Consider the following 13075-nt stretch of genomic DNA (forward strand, 5'->3'; position numbering starts at 1 on the left):
CTCGATGACCGGCGGGTCGCCGAGCTTCTTGCGCAGCGTCATCATGGTCACCCGCACGACGTTGGTGAACGGGTCGATGTGCTCGTCCCAGGCCTTCTCCAGCAGCTGCTCGGAGCTGACGACCGCGCCGTCGGCGCTGAGCAGCACCTCCAGCACCGCGAACTCCTTGCGGGTGAGGTCGACCTGGCGGCCGTCGCGGGCCACCTCGCGGCGGCCGGGGTCCAGGCTGATCCCGGACCGCTCCAGGACGGGCGGCAGCGGCGCGGCGGCGCGGCGGCCGAGGGCGCGCACCCGGGCGATCAGCTCGGCGAACGCGAACGGCTTGGCCAGGTAGTCGTCGGCGCCGATGCTGAGGCCCTCGACCTTGTCGTCCAGCTCGCCGGCCGCGGTCAGCATGATGATGCGGGCCGGGTAGCGGCGCGCGACCAGCTCCCGGGTGACCTCGTCGCCGTGCACCCGCGGCAGGTCGCGGTCGAGCACGATCACGTCGTAGTCGTTGACGCCGGCCCGCTCCAGCGCCCCCGCGCCGTCGTAGGCCACGTCCACCGCCAGCGCGTCGCGGCGCAGGCCGGTGGCGATCGCGTCGGCGAGCACCCGCTCGTCCTCGACGACTAGAACCCGCACCGCTCCCCCCTCCTCGCCGGCTCCCCGCCGGCCGCCCACCAGGTATGCCACGCGGGCCGTAAGACGTCCGTAAACCGTCGCTGGCGGCGCTCCCCGCCGGGCGCGAAAGTTGCCGTGAAATTACCTTCCCCATCAGGTTTACCCGAAGGTTCGCCATGGGTACGGACGGGCTGATCCGGGAGGAGGCCCATGGGCGAGTTGTCACGCCAGATCCAGCAGCGGCTCGACGACGCGTACGCGTCGCTGCGCAGCGCCCACGCGGCAGGAGACACCTACCTGGTGGACATCCGCCAGGAGGAGATCAAGGAACTGCGCCGGATCGCGGCCAACAACGACATCGGAGTCGAGCCGCCCCGCTGCGACTGAAGCATCCCCTCACCACCCCGTCCGACCACCCGCACGCACCGCACGTCTCCCCGCTTCACGGAAGGACCGGAGGACTCCCTCCGGTCCTTCCGCGCGTTCAGTCGTGCGCGGGGTCCAGCGGGACGAGCAGCGACTGCAGCGCGTCGAACAGCTCCGGCGCGGCGGCGAGCGCGAACTCCGGGCCGAGGGCGGCGCCGCCCAGGCCGCCGATGCGGCCGCCCGCCTCGGTGACGACGAGCCGTCCCGCGGCGACGTCCCACGCCTGCACGCCGCGCTCGAAGTAGGCGTCGACCCGGCCCGCGGCGAGCGAGCAGAGGTCCACGCAGCACGAGCCGCCGCGGCGGATGTCGCGGACGAACGGCAGCACCCCGGTCAGCACGCGCGCCTGGTGGGCGCGGCGCTCGGCGGCGTACCCGAAGCCGGTCGCGACGAGCGCCCGCTCCAGCGGCACCCCGGTGTTGACGCGCAGGTCGCGGACGCCGGACGCGGTGTGCAGCCGCGCGCCGCCGCCCTCGACGGCGGTGTACAGCTCGCCGCGGCGCGGCATCGCGATCGCGGCGGCGACGGTCCGCCCGGCCACCTCGGCGGCGATGCTGACGGCCCAGTCGGGCAGGTCGTACAGGTAGTTGACGGTGCCGTCGATCGGGTCGACCACCCAGCGGACGGCACCGTCCGCGGCGCCCTGGTCGCCGCCCTCCTCGCCGAGGAAGGCGTCGCCGGGGCGGGCCGCGCCGATCCGCTCGATGATCATCTTTTCGGCGGCGCGGTCCATCTGGGTGACGACGTCGGTCGGGCTCGACTTGGTCCGCACCACGTCGGGGCCGGCGGCGGGCCGCTCGTCGACCAGCATCCGGCCCGTCTCGCGGGCGGTCTCGACGGCGAGGTCGCGCAGGTCCTCGTACAGGCTCATCGGGCTCGGGCTCCGTTCCGGCAGCAGTCGGCGGGGCAGGCGTCGGGCCGGGCGCCGAGCGCGCCGACCGTGGGGCGCTCCGGCGCGTCGCCGGACCGCTCCAGCAGCAGCTCGCGCACCATGGCGACGAACCTCGGGTGGGTGCCGGGCGTCGCGGCGCGGCGGAAGGCGAGGCCGAGCTCGGCGGCCTTCGCGGTCGCCTCGACGTCCAGGTCGTACTTGACCTCCATGTGGTCGGAGGTGAACCCGATCGGGACGTTCACCACCGCCCGCGTCCCGGCGGCGGCGGCCTTCTCCAGGTGGTCGAGGATGTCGGGCTCCAGCCACGGCTGGCTCGGCGGGCCGCTCCGGCTCTGGTAGACCAGCTCGTAGGGGTGGCCGGGCGCCGCCTCGGCCGCCACGACCGCCGCCACGTCCCGCAGCTCGGTGACGTAGGACTCCCGGCCGGGCTGGGAGAGCGGGACGCTGTGGGCGCTGAACGCCAGGTGCGCGCCGTCGCGGACGTCGTCCGGCAGGTCGGCGAGGGCGCTCCGGGTCGCCTCGACGAACGGCGCGACGAAGCCGGGGTGGTTGGCGTACACCCGCAGCTTGTCGATCTCGGGGGCGCCCTCGACCTCGCCGCGCGCCCGGTCGATGTCGTCCAGGTACTGGCGGCAGCAGGAGTAGCAGCTGTAGGCCGAGGTCACGAACGCGGCGGCGCGGCGGACGCCGTCGTCGCGCATCGTGCGGACGGTGTCGGCGAGGTAGGGCTCCCAGTTGCGGTTGCCCCAGTAGACCGGCAGGTCGATGCCGTGCGCGGCGAGATCGGCCTCGATCGCCGCCTTCAGGTCGCGGCACTGCCGGTTGATGGGGCTGACGCCGTCGAACAGGTGGTAGTGCTCCCCCACCGCCTCCAGGCGCTCTCTCGGGATGTTGCGCCCGCGCGTGACGTTCTCCAGGAACGGGATGACGTCGTCGGGGCCCTCGGGGCCGCCGAAGGACACCAGAAGCAGCGCGTCGTACGTGCTCATGCACTCCATCCAACCAGGGGGTATCGGCTCTCACGCGGAGGCGCCCTGTCGTCTGCCCCACACCGACGCGGGGTCAGTTGTAGCGGGCGGCGTACGCCTGGGCCAGGTTCAGGACCTTCTGGACGTACCAGTCGGCGTGGTTGTAGTGCCAGATCGCGTTGTAGAGGGACCTGCCGCCGCGTCCGGCGCCGTTGGCGCACAGGTACTTGGCGGCGCCGGGGATCGCGTCGTAGGGGTTCATGATGTCGGCCTTGCCGTCGCGGTCGCCGTCCACGCCGTAGGACTTCCAGGTGGCGGGCATGAACTGCATGGGGCCGAGGGCGCCCGCGCTGGAGCGGCCGGGGTTGCGGTTGTGGTCGCTCTCGACCTGGCCGATCGCGGCGAGCACCGTCCAGGACAGCCCCGGGCAGGTGGTGGCGGCGTTCTTGTACAGGTCCAGGTAGCTGCCCGAACCGCCGCCGCCCGCCGACGAGCTGTACTTGCGCTCGTGCAGGTTGACGGCGCTCGCGCCGCTGCCGAGGGCGTGGCCGACGGCCTTGGTGACGGTGGCGGGCGCCACGCCGGGCGCGTTCACCAGCACGGCGACGTTCTTCACCAGGCCGAGCTGCTCGCCGACCTTGGCGCTCACCAGCATGTCGATGCCGGGCAGACCGAGGTTGCCCGAGCCGCCCATCGTGACCTGCGGCATCGTCCGGCCGACCACCGCGTACGGGAAGCCCTCGCTGAGCCGGAGCTGCTCGGCGGCGTCGGCCGACACCACGAACCTCCCGGCCGCGAGCGCCGTCCACAGGGCGTCCTTGCGGGCGGTGTCGGGCGGCGTCCAAGACCGGAAGGTGGACGGGTCGACGGCGAAGGTGTTGACCGCGCGGCCCTGGAGCTGGACGGCGCCGCCCGCCACCGCGATCAGGTCCTTGACGCGCTTGTTCTTGGCCAGCCGGGAGATCCTGGCCTGGCCGATCGGGGCGCCGCTGGAGACCGCCAGCACGTCCGGCGGGACGACCCGGCGGAGCGGCGCGACGCGGTCGCCGGTGGCGACGTTGGTCACGGGGCCGCCGGTGCCGCCGGCCTCCGGCAGCTCGGCCTCCTGGATCTCGCGCCCGGCCTTGCGCGGCCCGTCCACGGTGAGCGCGCCGTAGGCGCCGCCGCCGAGGCTCGCCGCGATCAGCGCGGCGAGGGCGGCGACGGCGAGGACCGGACGGCGCCGCCGGGGCGGGCGTCCGGGGGCGGGCGCGGAGGCGGTGGAGGCGGTGGAGGCGCGACGGGGCGGGGTAGAGGCGGCCACGACCATCCCAACGTGAGTCACTACGGGCGGGTTGCAGGGGAAATCCGGTTGTCACGCCCGGGTAGCGTGACCGGGTCGTCGACGTCGAAGGATAGGCCCGGAAGTGCGATCTTCCCGGGGTCGGGAGGCTCGCTTGTCCAGTCCTTACCGTGCGCTGCTCGCCGTGCCCGGCGCGCGGCGGTTCGTCGTCGCGGGGCTCGTCGGCCGGATGCCGATGTCGATGGTCGGTATCGGCACGGTCCTCCTGGTTTCGGCGGTCACGGGATCGTACGGTACCGCCGGCGCGGTCGCCGCGACGATGTCGCTCGCCTACGCGGCGAGCGCCCCGCTGAGCGCCCGGTTCGCCGACCGGTACGGGCAGCGCCGGGTGCTCGTCCCGATCGCCTGCGCCGGCGCCGCCGGGAACGTCCTGCTGATCGCCCTGGCGGTCGGCGGGGCGCCGGTCTGGACGCTGTTCCCGGCGGCGGCGTTCGCGGGCGCCGCCGAGACCTCGCTCGGCGCCTGGGTGCGGGCGCGCTGGTCGCACGTGCTGCGGGACCGCCCCGAGCGGCTGCACGCGGCGTTCTCGTTCGAGTCGACGGTGGACGAGGCGATCTTCGTGGCGGGGCCGCTGCTGGTCACCGCGCTGTCCACCGGCGTCCATCCGGCGGCGGGGCTCGCCGCGTCGGCGGTGTTCATGCTGACCGGGTCGCTCGCGCTCGCCGCGCAGCGCGGCACCGAGCCGCCGCCGGCGCCGCCCGCTCCGGGCGCGGCGCGCGGGAGCGTCCTCGCCGACTCCTCGCTGCGCGTCCTCGTGCCGGTGTTCCTGCTGCTCGGGACGGTGTTCGGCGCGATCGACGTGAGCGGGGTGGCGTTCGCCGAGGAGCAGGGCCACAAGGCGCTGGCCGGGGCGCTGCTCGGCTGCTACGCGCTCGGCAGCGGGACGGCGGCGCTCTGGTACGGGGCGCGGAGCTGGCGGGCGCCGCTCGTGCGGCGGCTCCGGTCCGGGCTCGTGCTGCTGGCCGTGCTGCTCGTCCCGCCGCTGCTGGTGGACGGCCTGGTGCCGATGATGGCCGTGGTGTTCTTCTCCGGCCTCGCCATCTCCCCGACGATCATCCCCGGCTACGGGCTCGTCGAGCGGCTCGTCCCGTCCGCCCGGCTGACCGAGGGCCTCGCGCTGGTGTCCACCACCGTCGGGATCGGCGTCGCGCTCGGTTCCTCGCTGTCGGGGCGCCTGGTGGACGCCTTCGGGGCGCGGTCGGCGTTCCTCGTGCCGCTCGGCGCGGCCTGCGGGGCGGCGCTGCTCGGCCTGGCCGGAACGCGCACGATCAGCAAACGTGAACTTTCCTCACGAACGTGCGCCGAGTAACATCGCCGCATGTCCACCGTGACCAACCAAACGTGGCGCAACTGGGCCGGCAACCAGGCGGCCGCCCCGCAGCGCGTCGAGACCCCGCGGACGGCCGAGGAGGTCGCCGCGCAGGTGCGGGCGGCCGGCGCCGAGGGCCGCACGGTCCGCATGATCGGCACCGGCCACTCCTTCACCGGCGCGGCCGTCGCCGAGGGCGTGCTGCTCCGCCCGGACGCGCTCACCGCCGTCCGCTCGGTGGACACCGCGGCGGGCCTGGTCACCGTGGAGGCCGGGCTGCCGCTGCACCGCCTCAACCGGATCCTGGACGAGCACGGCCTCGCCCTCGCCAACATGGGCGACATCCAGGAGCAGACCGTCGCGGGCGCCCTGCAGACCGCCACCCACGGCACCGGCCGCGACGCCGCCGGCCTCGCCTCCCAGGTCGCGGCGCTGGAGCTCGTCCTCGCCGACGGGTCGCTCGTCACCTGCTCGCCCACCGAGCGGCCCGACCTGTTCGACGCCGCCCGCGCCGGCCTCGGCGCCCTCGGCGTCGTCACCGCGATCACCTGGCGCGTCGTCCCGTCCTTCCTGCTGCGCGCGCGGGAGGAGCCGATGAAGTGGGACGAGGTGCTGGCCCGCGTCGACGAGTTCGACGCCGCCAACGAGCACTTCGAGTTCTACTGGTTCCCCCACACCGAGGGCTGCCTCACCAAGCGCAACAACCGCACCGAGGGCCCGGCGGAGCCGCTGTCGCGGTTCCGGCACTGGCTGGACGACGAGTTCCTGTCCAACTCCCTGTTCGGCGCGATCAACCAGGCCACCCACCGGGCGCCGTCGATCGTCCCCAAGGTGAACGGCATCTCGGCGCGCGCGCTCGGCGCCCGCACCTACAGCGACACCTCCTACAAGGTGTTCACCAGCTCGCGCACCGTCCGCTTCAAGGAGCAGGAGTACGCGATCCCGCGCGAGCGGCTCGTCCCGGCGCTGCGCGACCTGAAGGCGCTGTTCGCCAAGCGCGACTGGAAGATCAGCTTCCCGATCGAGGTGCGGCTGCTGCCCGAGGAGGACGCCTGGCTGTCGATGGCGCACGGCCGCCGGTCGGCGTTCATCGCCGTGCACGTCTTCCACAAGGACGCGCACGAGGAGTACTTCGGCGGCGTCGAGGAGCTGATGACCGCGATCGGCGGCCGGCCGCACTGGGGCAAGCTGCACACCCGCGACGCCTCCTACCTGGAGACGGTCTACCCGCGCTTCGGCGACTTCCGGGCGCTGCGGGACGAGCTCGACCCCGAGCGCCGTTTCGCCAACCCCTACACCCGGCAGGTCTTCGGCGACTGACCCGCCGCGTCCGCGCGTACGGCGAGGCCCCCGTCCCGGTGTTGCGGGCGGGGGCCTTCGCCGTTCGAGGGGTGTGCTGGGTCGGGCGCTACTGGGGGGCGCCGCTCTGCTGGGCCTGCTGGTCCTGCTGCTGGGCGTCGTTGGTGGCCTGCTGGTCACCGCCGCCGCCCTGCTCGGGGGCGCTGCTGCTCGGGCCGGCCGGGCCGCTGGAGGAGGACGGGGCGGTCGCGCCGCCGGACGTCGGCGGGGCCGGCGCCTGGCTCGGGGCGGTGCTCTGCCGGCCGGAGCCGCCGGTGCCGCTCTCGCTCGGCGCCGGGGAACCGGTGCCGCTCCCGCTCGGCCGGACCGTCGGCGTCGGCGTCGGGTCGCTCCCGGTGGAGCCGCCGAGGTTGCTCCAGGTCGTGCCCTTGCCGCCGCTCTGGCCGACCCAGCTCGCGGCGGGCTTGTTGGTGATCTTCTCGGCGACGGTGATCGCGCCCATCACGACGGCGAACATCGCCACCGAGGCCACCACCAGCGTCACCCAGCGCTGCCGCGCCCACGCCAGGGTGGCGGTGAGCGCCGACTTCCAGGCGGCGTGGCGGACGGCGTCCTCGCCCGCGTCGCCGGCGATCTCGCCGGCGACCGCCGCCTCGGCGCGGCCGGCGTCCGGGCGGGCGATGCCCGCGCCGGCGCCCGCGCCCGCGTCCAGGCGGGTGGCGTTCGGGTCGCCGAAGGCGCCGGGGTGCGGGCGGTCGAGGCGCGTCGCGTTCGGGTCGCCGGACGGCGGCCCCGGGGCGGCGACGGGACGGTCCAGGCGGGTCGCGTTCGGATCGGCGTCCATGACGCCGGACCAGACCACCGCCCGGGTCGGGTCGGCGGAGACGGCGTCGGCGGCCGCCTCCCCGGCCGACTGCCGGTGGGCGGCGGCGGAGTGCAGGGCCGTCCGCTCCCTGAGCTGCTCCTTGCCCTGGTCCAGGTAGTGCTTGCCGATCGCGGTGCCCGCCGTGGACATCACGCTCATGAGCGCGGCGCCCGCGATCGTCCCGTAGACGCCCAGGTAGGACGCCCCCACGGCGGCCGCTCCGGTGGCGAGCCCGCTGGCGATCAGTTGGGTCGTGCTGATGTCCGGCAGCTTGCGCTGCATCTACCTATCCCCCTATACGGATGTCCATAACTACCCCCACAACTCGAACTATCGGGGCGGGCGAGGTGTTCCGATACCCCGGCGTGATGAGAGCAACCCGAAAAGGCTGGAGTCGGTCCGGCGCGTCAGGCACAGTGTGGAAAAGGATCCACAAGAATGGGGAACAGCGATCCCGGCCGTCCCGCGGCGCGGGCAAGCTGGGTCGGACGCCCTCTTCCGGCACGTGAAGAGGGCTTCGAGAGCGACGATGTTCGGACATGCCGGGTACGGTGCTGGCAGCAGGTGTGTCCGAAAGAGAGACTCGGGAATCCGGGGGAAGGGCACGCATGCGCCCTCGGTGGGGGTCGGACGGACGACCGGCACGAGCGCGGTGAGGCGGGCTCGCGGACCGGCGGCCGCGCCGGCACCCTCCGTGCCGTCAGGACAGGGCAGGAAGGACACGCATGCAGGAGCTGCGCCTCGTCGCGGTCAGCGAGGACGGTACGTACCTCGTCCTGGCCACCGCGGGCAGGGGCACCCGGTTCACCCTGCCCGTCGACGACCGCCTGCGCGCGGCGGTCCGTGGGCACTTCTCCCGCCTCGGCCAGTTCGAGATCGAAGTGGAGAGCCCCTTGCGCCCCAAGGAGATCCAGGCCCGGATCCGGTCCGGTGAGACCGCGGAGGAGATCGCCGAGTCGGCCGGCATCCCGGTCGAACGCGTCCGCTGGTTCGAGGGGCCCGTCCTCCAGGAGCGCGAGTACATGGCGCAGCAGGCCCAGCGCGTCGCCGTCCGCCGCCCCGGCGAGTCCGCCCCCGGCCCGCCGCTCGGCGAGACCGTCGAGGAGCGCCTCGGCCGCGGCGGCGTCGACCTCGAAGAGGCCGAGTGGGACGCCTGGAAGTGCGAGGACCGCACCTGGCGCGTCCGGCTGTCGTTCTTCGAGGGCGGCCGCCCGCACGCCGCCGAGTGGACCTTCGACCCGCGCCGCCGCAACGTCGCGCCCCTGGACGAGGTCGCCGCCCGGCTGACCGCCGTCGAGTGGGACGACGAGACGCTCTCCGACACCGTCACCCCGCTCGTGCCGCGCCGCCCGGCGATGAAGGTCGTCCCCGACGTGCGCGAGCGGCCCGCGCCGCCGGCCGCCCCGGTCGCGCCGGTGGCGCCCGCGCGCGGGCTGCCGCCCGCCGAGGGCGACGCCCGCGAGTACATCGTCGAGCGCGGCCGGATGGTCGACGCGCGCCCGGCGTTCCCGTCGCGCGAGCTCCCCGCCGAGCCGCCCTCGCGCGAGCTGCCGACGGCCTCGGCGCCCCGCCGCATCGAGCGCCCCGCGCCCGCCGCCCCGCCGGCCCAGCCCGCCGAGCGCCCCGCCCCGCCCGCGCCGCCGGTCCAGGCCGAGCGCCCCGCGCCGCCGACCCAGCCCGAGCGCCCCGTCCAGGCCGAGCGCCCGGCCCAGCCCGCCGCCGAGCGCCCCGTGCCGCCGGTCCAGGCCGAGCGCCCCGTCCAGCCCGCCGAGCGCCCCGCCCCGCCCGCGGTCGAGAAGCCTGCCGCCGAGGCGGAGCAGACCCCGGTCGAGCAGGCTCCGGCCGCCGAGAAGACCCCGGCCGCGACGCCCGCCCCGACCGAGGCCGCGCCCGAGCAGGCGGCACCGGTGCAGGCCGCGGCCGAAGAGACCGAGCCCGAAGAGGCCGCGCTCGACGAGACGGTCGCCGAGGAGCCCGCCGCCGCGCCCGCCGCGGAAGAGGCGCCCGCTCCGGCCGTCACGCCGGAGCCCGCCCCGGAGCCCGCGCCGGTGACCGTGCCGGTCGCCGAGGCGCCCGTGGAGCCGGTGGAGCCCGAGCCCGCCATCGAGGCCGCCGCCCAGGCGCCCCCGGAGCCGGTCGAGGAGCCCGTCGCGGACTCCGGGTCCGACAACGCCGCCGAAGCGCCGGAGGAGGCCGCTGAGGCCGCTCCGGCCGTCACCGAGGCACCCGCCCCCGAGCCCGCGGTCGCGTCCGCGGTCGAGCCCGTGGTCGAGGAGGAGCCGGAGCCGGTCGCGGAGGCCGAGCCCGAGCCCGCCCCCGAGCCCGCCCCGGAGCCCGAGCCGGTCGCGGAACCGGTCGCGGAGGAGCCGCAGCCCGCTCCGGCGCCCGCGCCCGCGCCGCCGCAGGCCCCGGCCGCCCACGGGGCGACCCGCCCGCCCACGGCGGGCGCCGCCAAGCGGAAGCCCGCGGCCCGCCCGTCGATGCCGAGCCCCGGCCTCGACAAGCCCGCCGCCGCGGCCGCCGCCGCGGAGACCGCCCCGGCCGCCGCGCAGCGCCCGGCCCGCAACAACCGGCGCAAGGCCAAGGGCAAGCGCGCCTCCGTCCCCTCCTGGGACGAGATCATGTTCGGCGCCCGCCGCCCCGAGTAACACCCGCAGCACACCGAAGGGCCCCGCCCGCTCCCCAGGAGCGACCGGGGCCCTTCGCCGTCCAGCCCCTTCCCCCCGCAACCCCGCCAGCACCCGACCCCCCGCCCGCCCACCCCGACCACCTGGTCACCCTTCGTCGACTTGCGGCGTGTTGGGCATTTTCGATCTTTAAAACGCCCAACACGCCGCATCTCAACTTTCCATGACCACCCGGTCGCCGCACGGCCCCACACCCCCGACCACCCGGTCACCATCCGTTGACTTGCGGCGTGTTGCGCACCTGGAACGTTCCAGACAGGCAACACGCCGCAAGTCAACTTCTCGCGACCGGGTGGTCACCGTCCGTTGAGATGCGGCGTGTTGGGCATTTTGAAGATCGAAAGTGGCCAACACGCCGCATCTCAACGGTGCGTGACCGGGTGGTCAGGCGGCCTTGCGGGGCGGGGACGGGGGGTGGTCCAGGAAGGGTTCGAGCCAGGCGGGGGTGATGCCGGTGGCCAGGGCCACCGCGTCGTCCTCGGCCAGGTCGAGGATGGGGTAGCCGCCGTCGCCCGCGCCGACCGCCGCGATCAGCGTGGCGAGGCCGAGGCGGCGCTGGAAGAGGGTCTGGCGGAGGCGCCAGCCCACGATGGCGCGGTTGTCGACGACCACCTGGCGGCGGCGCAGCGACCCCGACCGCGAGGTGAGGCGGAGGGCGTCGCGGGCGTGGCCGAGCTGCCGGTAGCGGTCCAGGCCGATCGGCACGGCGCAGCAGGCCAGCACCGCGCAGCCCGCCGCCACCAGCGGCTGCCCGGCGGCGAGCGACAGCGCGCCGAGCGCGGCGGGCGGCGCCGTCGCGCGCGCCACGCGCCGGCCGCGCGCGGCGCGCGGGTGCGGGAGGAGCGGCGCGGGCACCGGGCCGAGGACGCGCGCCGTCAGGTCCTGCGCCGTCCCCCAGGGCGCGGCGGGCAGCAGCCGCCCCCGGTGGGCGGCGTCGCCGAGGCCCGTCACCAGCGCGTTCACCCGGACGACGCGGGCGAGGCGCTCGAACGGGTTGTCGGCGAACTCCACGCCGCGGATGCGGCGCCGCTCCAGCGACACGCTGCGCCGGGTCACCAGGCCCCGCTCGGCGATCACCGACCCGTCCCGGGCGTAGACGGTGAAGTCCCAGTTGAACAGGGTGAACACGATCACCGACATGACCGGCATGAGCAGCAGCACGGCGGCGGCCGTGGCGAGGACGGCGGCCGCCGGCAGCCCGATCACGTCGTGGCCGAGGCGGGTCAGCCGGTCCTCGGTGACGAGCCCGAGGTCGTCGCCGAGGTTGTACAGGGCGCTGAGGAGGCTGCCCGCGAGCGCGAACGGCGTGAGCAGGTAGGCGCCGGAGAGCGGCGCGTACACGTACCAGCGGCGCCGCATCCGGGCGAGCGTGCGGCGCGGCGGGCGGAGCGCGGTGGCGCCCGGCGGCCCCGCCGCGGCCGCGTCCCGGCTGAGCAGGACGCGGCGCAGCCGGGCCGCCTCCTGCCGGGACACCGCGTTCAGCGTGCCCTCGCCGCCGTCGGCGCCGGCGTCGATCTGCACGACGGCGAGGCCGAGCAGCCGGTGCCCGAGGGACGCGCTCACGTCCACGCCGCGGATCCGCTCGCGCGGGATGGTCTTGACCGACCGGCCGACGAGCGCCCGGCGCAGCTCGATCCGGTCGTCGTGCAGGGTGTAGGTGAACGTCGCCCAGGTCGCGGCGTGGAACGCCAGGCCGAAGACCAGGCCGGCGAGGGTGAAGTAGAAGGCGGTGGACAGGCCGCCGACGAGCAGCCCGGTCGCGCCCGCGCCGACCAGCGCGACCATCTCGCGGACCGCGCCGACGACGAACGTCAGCGGGTGCAGGCGCTGCGGGCGCGGGACGGCGGCCGGCCGCGGCGGCGGCGCCGGCGGGACGTCCTCGCGCGCGATCACGTGGCGTCGTCGCGGAGGTCGTGGGCGCGGTGCGCGAGGTCCTCGGCGAGGCGGGTGGCGACGCGCGCGGGCAGCCCCGACACCTCCGACGAGCCGGCGTGCGAGGCGGTGTTGACCTCGATCGTGGCGAGGCCGAGGAGCCGCTCGATCCAGCCCTGCTTGGTGTCCACCGTCTGGATCCGGCCGACCGGGACGAGCAGCCACTCGCGGCTGAACCAGCCCGTCCGGGTGTAGACGACGTCGGCCTCGACCTCCCAGCGGTGCACCCGGTAGCGCCAGACGGGCGCGACGGCCACGGTGAGGACGCCGGCGGCGCCGACGAGGGCGGGCAGCAGCCACAGGTGGCGGTCGAGCCATTCCGGCAGCCCGTGCCAGTGAGCCTCTTCTATCCAGACCGCCACTCCCCAGGCGAGCCCGAACGCCAGGCCCCACAGCAGCAGGTACTCGATGGCCCAGTGCGCGACGGCCCGCGGCGAGACGCGGTGCGCGGGCGGCCGCAACCGCGGCGGGTGCGGGCCCCCGCCGCCCGGCCCCTCGGGGTCGCGCCGCACCGCTGTCACGAACGGAAGTCTAGGGCGCGGGGGGCCCGCGCCGCCGGAACGGCACCCGGACGACCGGCCCGATGATCATCAGTGACCCGCGTCACGTGTTCTGTCACACCCCCGTGCGAGGCTGTCAGGTGATGCCAGCGCCGTGTCAGCAGTCTGCCAGCGGCACCACGAAAACTGTTCGTATCGAGCCGCCGGGCCCTGGCAAGGTTGACCGGCCCAGCACACCGTCGGGCGGCGCAC

Annotated in this window: 11 protein-coding genes; 4 read left to right on the forward strand and 7 right to left on the reverse strand. The window is 75.4% G+C overall.

Translation table 11 applies throughout. The features are described from left to right. A partial coding sequence (locus K1Y72_RS20325; RefSeq protein WP_220167984.1) for a response regulator transcription factor occupies nt 1–624 on the reverse strand: 624 nt, incomplete at its 3' end. A 189-nt stretch (nt 625–813) separates the two neighbouring features. Here K1Y72_RS20325 and K1Y72_RS20330 point away from each other — a divergent pair. Then, nucleotides 814–990 (forward strand): hypothetical protein, encoded by a 177-nt coding sequence (locus tag K1Y72_RS20330; RefSeq protein WP_220167985.1) that lies wholly within the window; start codon nt 814–816, stop codon nt 988–990. A gap of 97 nt (nt 991–1087) precedes the next feature. Here K1Y72_RS20330 and K1Y72_RS20335 read toward each other — a convergent pair whose 3' ends face one another. The 3 genes from K1Y72_RS20335 to K1Y72_RS37250 form a co-directional block, all read right to left on the reverse strand. Further along, on the reverse strand, nt 1088–1900 hold the full coding sequence (locus tag K1Y72_RS20335; RefSeq protein ID WP_220167986.1) for an inositol monophosphatase family protein: 813 nt from the start codon (nt 1898–1900) through the stop codon (nt 1088–1090). After that, complete coding sequence (locus tag K1Y72_RS20340) at nt 1897–2910, reverse strand: ferrochelatase (protein ID WP_220167987.1); 1014 nt, start codon at nt 2908–2910, stop codon at nt 1897–1899. The genes K1Y72_RS20335 and K1Y72_RS20340 overlap by 4 nt, the downstream gene beginning before the upstream one ends. 73 nt (nt 2911–2983) lie before the next feature. Further along, nucleotides 2984–4198: a lytic transglycosylase domain-containing protein gene (locus K1Y72_RS37250; RefSeq protein WP_220168180.1), complete on the reverse strand. Its 1215-nt coding sequence runs from the start codon at nt 4196–4198 to the stop codon at nt 2984–2986. 127 nt (nt 4199–4325) lie between these two features. Here K1Y72_RS37250 and K1Y72_RS20350 point away from each other — a divergent pair, with 127 nt between their 5' ends. Then, entirely contained in the window at nt 4326–5540 is a 1215-nt protein-coding gene (locus tag K1Y72_RS20350) for an MFS transporter (RefSeq protein ID WP_220167988.1), read from the forward strand. A gap of 9 nt (nt 5541–5549) precedes the next feature. Further along, nucleotides 5550–6860 carry a D-arabinono-1,4-lactone oxidase gene (locus tag K1Y72_RS20355; RefSeq protein WP_220167989.1) on the forward strand — a complete coding sequence of 437 codons (1311 nt, stop codon included), beginning with the start codon at nt 5550–5552 and terminating at the stop codon, nt 6858–6860. A gap of 88 nt (nt 6861–6948) precedes the next feature. On the opposite strand, the gene K1Y72_RS20360 is transcribed toward K1Y72_RS20355, so the two are convergent. Then, a complete protein-coding gene (locus tag K1Y72_RS20360) occupies nt 6949–7986 on the reverse strand; it encodes a hypothetical protein (RefSeq protein ID WP_220167990.1) in 1038 nt (345 codons plus the stop codon). A 443-nt stretch (nt 7987–8429) separates the two neighbouring features. Here K1Y72_RS20360 and sepH point away from each other — a divergent pair, with 443 nt between their 5' ends. Further along, complete coding sequence (sepH, locus tag K1Y72_RS36440; RefSeq protein ID WP_258573025.1) at nt 8430–10352, forward strand: septation protein SepH; 1923 nt, start codon at nt 8430–8432, stop codon at nt 10350–10352. A gap of 423 nt (nt 10353–10775) precedes the next feature. Here the strand turns inward: sepH and K1Y72_RS20370 are convergent, their stop codons facing one another. Together K1Y72_RS20370 and K1Y72_RS20375 are read right to left on the reverse strand one after the other, a co-directional pair. Then, nucleotides 10776–12284 carry a PH domain-containing protein gene (locus tag K1Y72_RS20370; RefSeq protein ID WP_308287160.1) on the reverse strand — a complete coding sequence of 503 codons (1509 nt, stop codon included), beginning with the start codon at nt 12282–12284 and terminating at the stop codon, nt 10776–10778. Continuing rightward, entirely contained in the window at nt 12281–12844 is a 564-nt protein-coding gene (locus K1Y72_RS20375; protein ID WP_220167991.1) for a PH domain-containing protein, read from the reverse strand. Before K1Y72_RS20375 ends, K1Y72_RS20370 begins: the two co-directional genes overlap by 4 nt. Nucleotides 12845–13075: the final 231 nt, after the last annotated feature.

Source organism: Actinomadura parmotrematis (assembly GCF_019458805.1).
GTDB classification, from domain to species: Bacteria; Actinomycetota; Actinomycetes; order Streptosporangiales; family Streptosporangiaceae; genus Spirillospora; species Spirillospora parmotrematis.

What these genes read in the sequence shown, in the direction of transcription:
- K1Y72_RS20330 (WP_220167985.1), top strand. Translation starts at nt 814, where the DNA reads ATGGGCGAGTTGTCACGCCAGATCCAGCAGCGGCTCGACGACGCGTAC.
- K1Y72_RS20335 (WP_220167986.1), bottom strand. Translation starts at nt 1,900, where the DNA reads ATGAGCCTGTACGAGGACCTGCGCGACCTCGCCGTCGAGACCGCCCGC.
- K1Y72_RS20340 (WP_220167987.1), bottom strand. Translation starts at nt 2,910, where the DNA reads ATGAGCACGTACGACGCGCTGCTTCTGGTGTCCTTCGGCGGCCCCGAG.
- K1Y72_RS37250 (WP_220168180.1), bottom strand. Translation starts at nt 4,198, where the DNA reads ATGGTCGTGGCCGCCTCTACCCCGCCCCGTCGCGCCTCCACCGCCTCC.
- K1Y72_RS20355 (WP_220167989.1), top strand. Translation starts at nt 5,550, where the DNA reads ATGTCCACCGTGACCAACCAAACGTGGCGCAACTGGGCCGGCAACCAG.
- K1Y72_RS20360 (WP_220167990.1), bottom strand. Translation starts at nt 7,986, where the DNA reads ATGCAGCGCAAGCTGCCGGACATCAGCACGACCCAACTGATCGCCAGC.
- sepH (WP_258573025.1), top strand. Translation starts at nt 8,430, where the DNA reads ATGCAGGAGCTGCGCCTCGTCGCGGTCAGCGAGGACGGTACGTACCTC.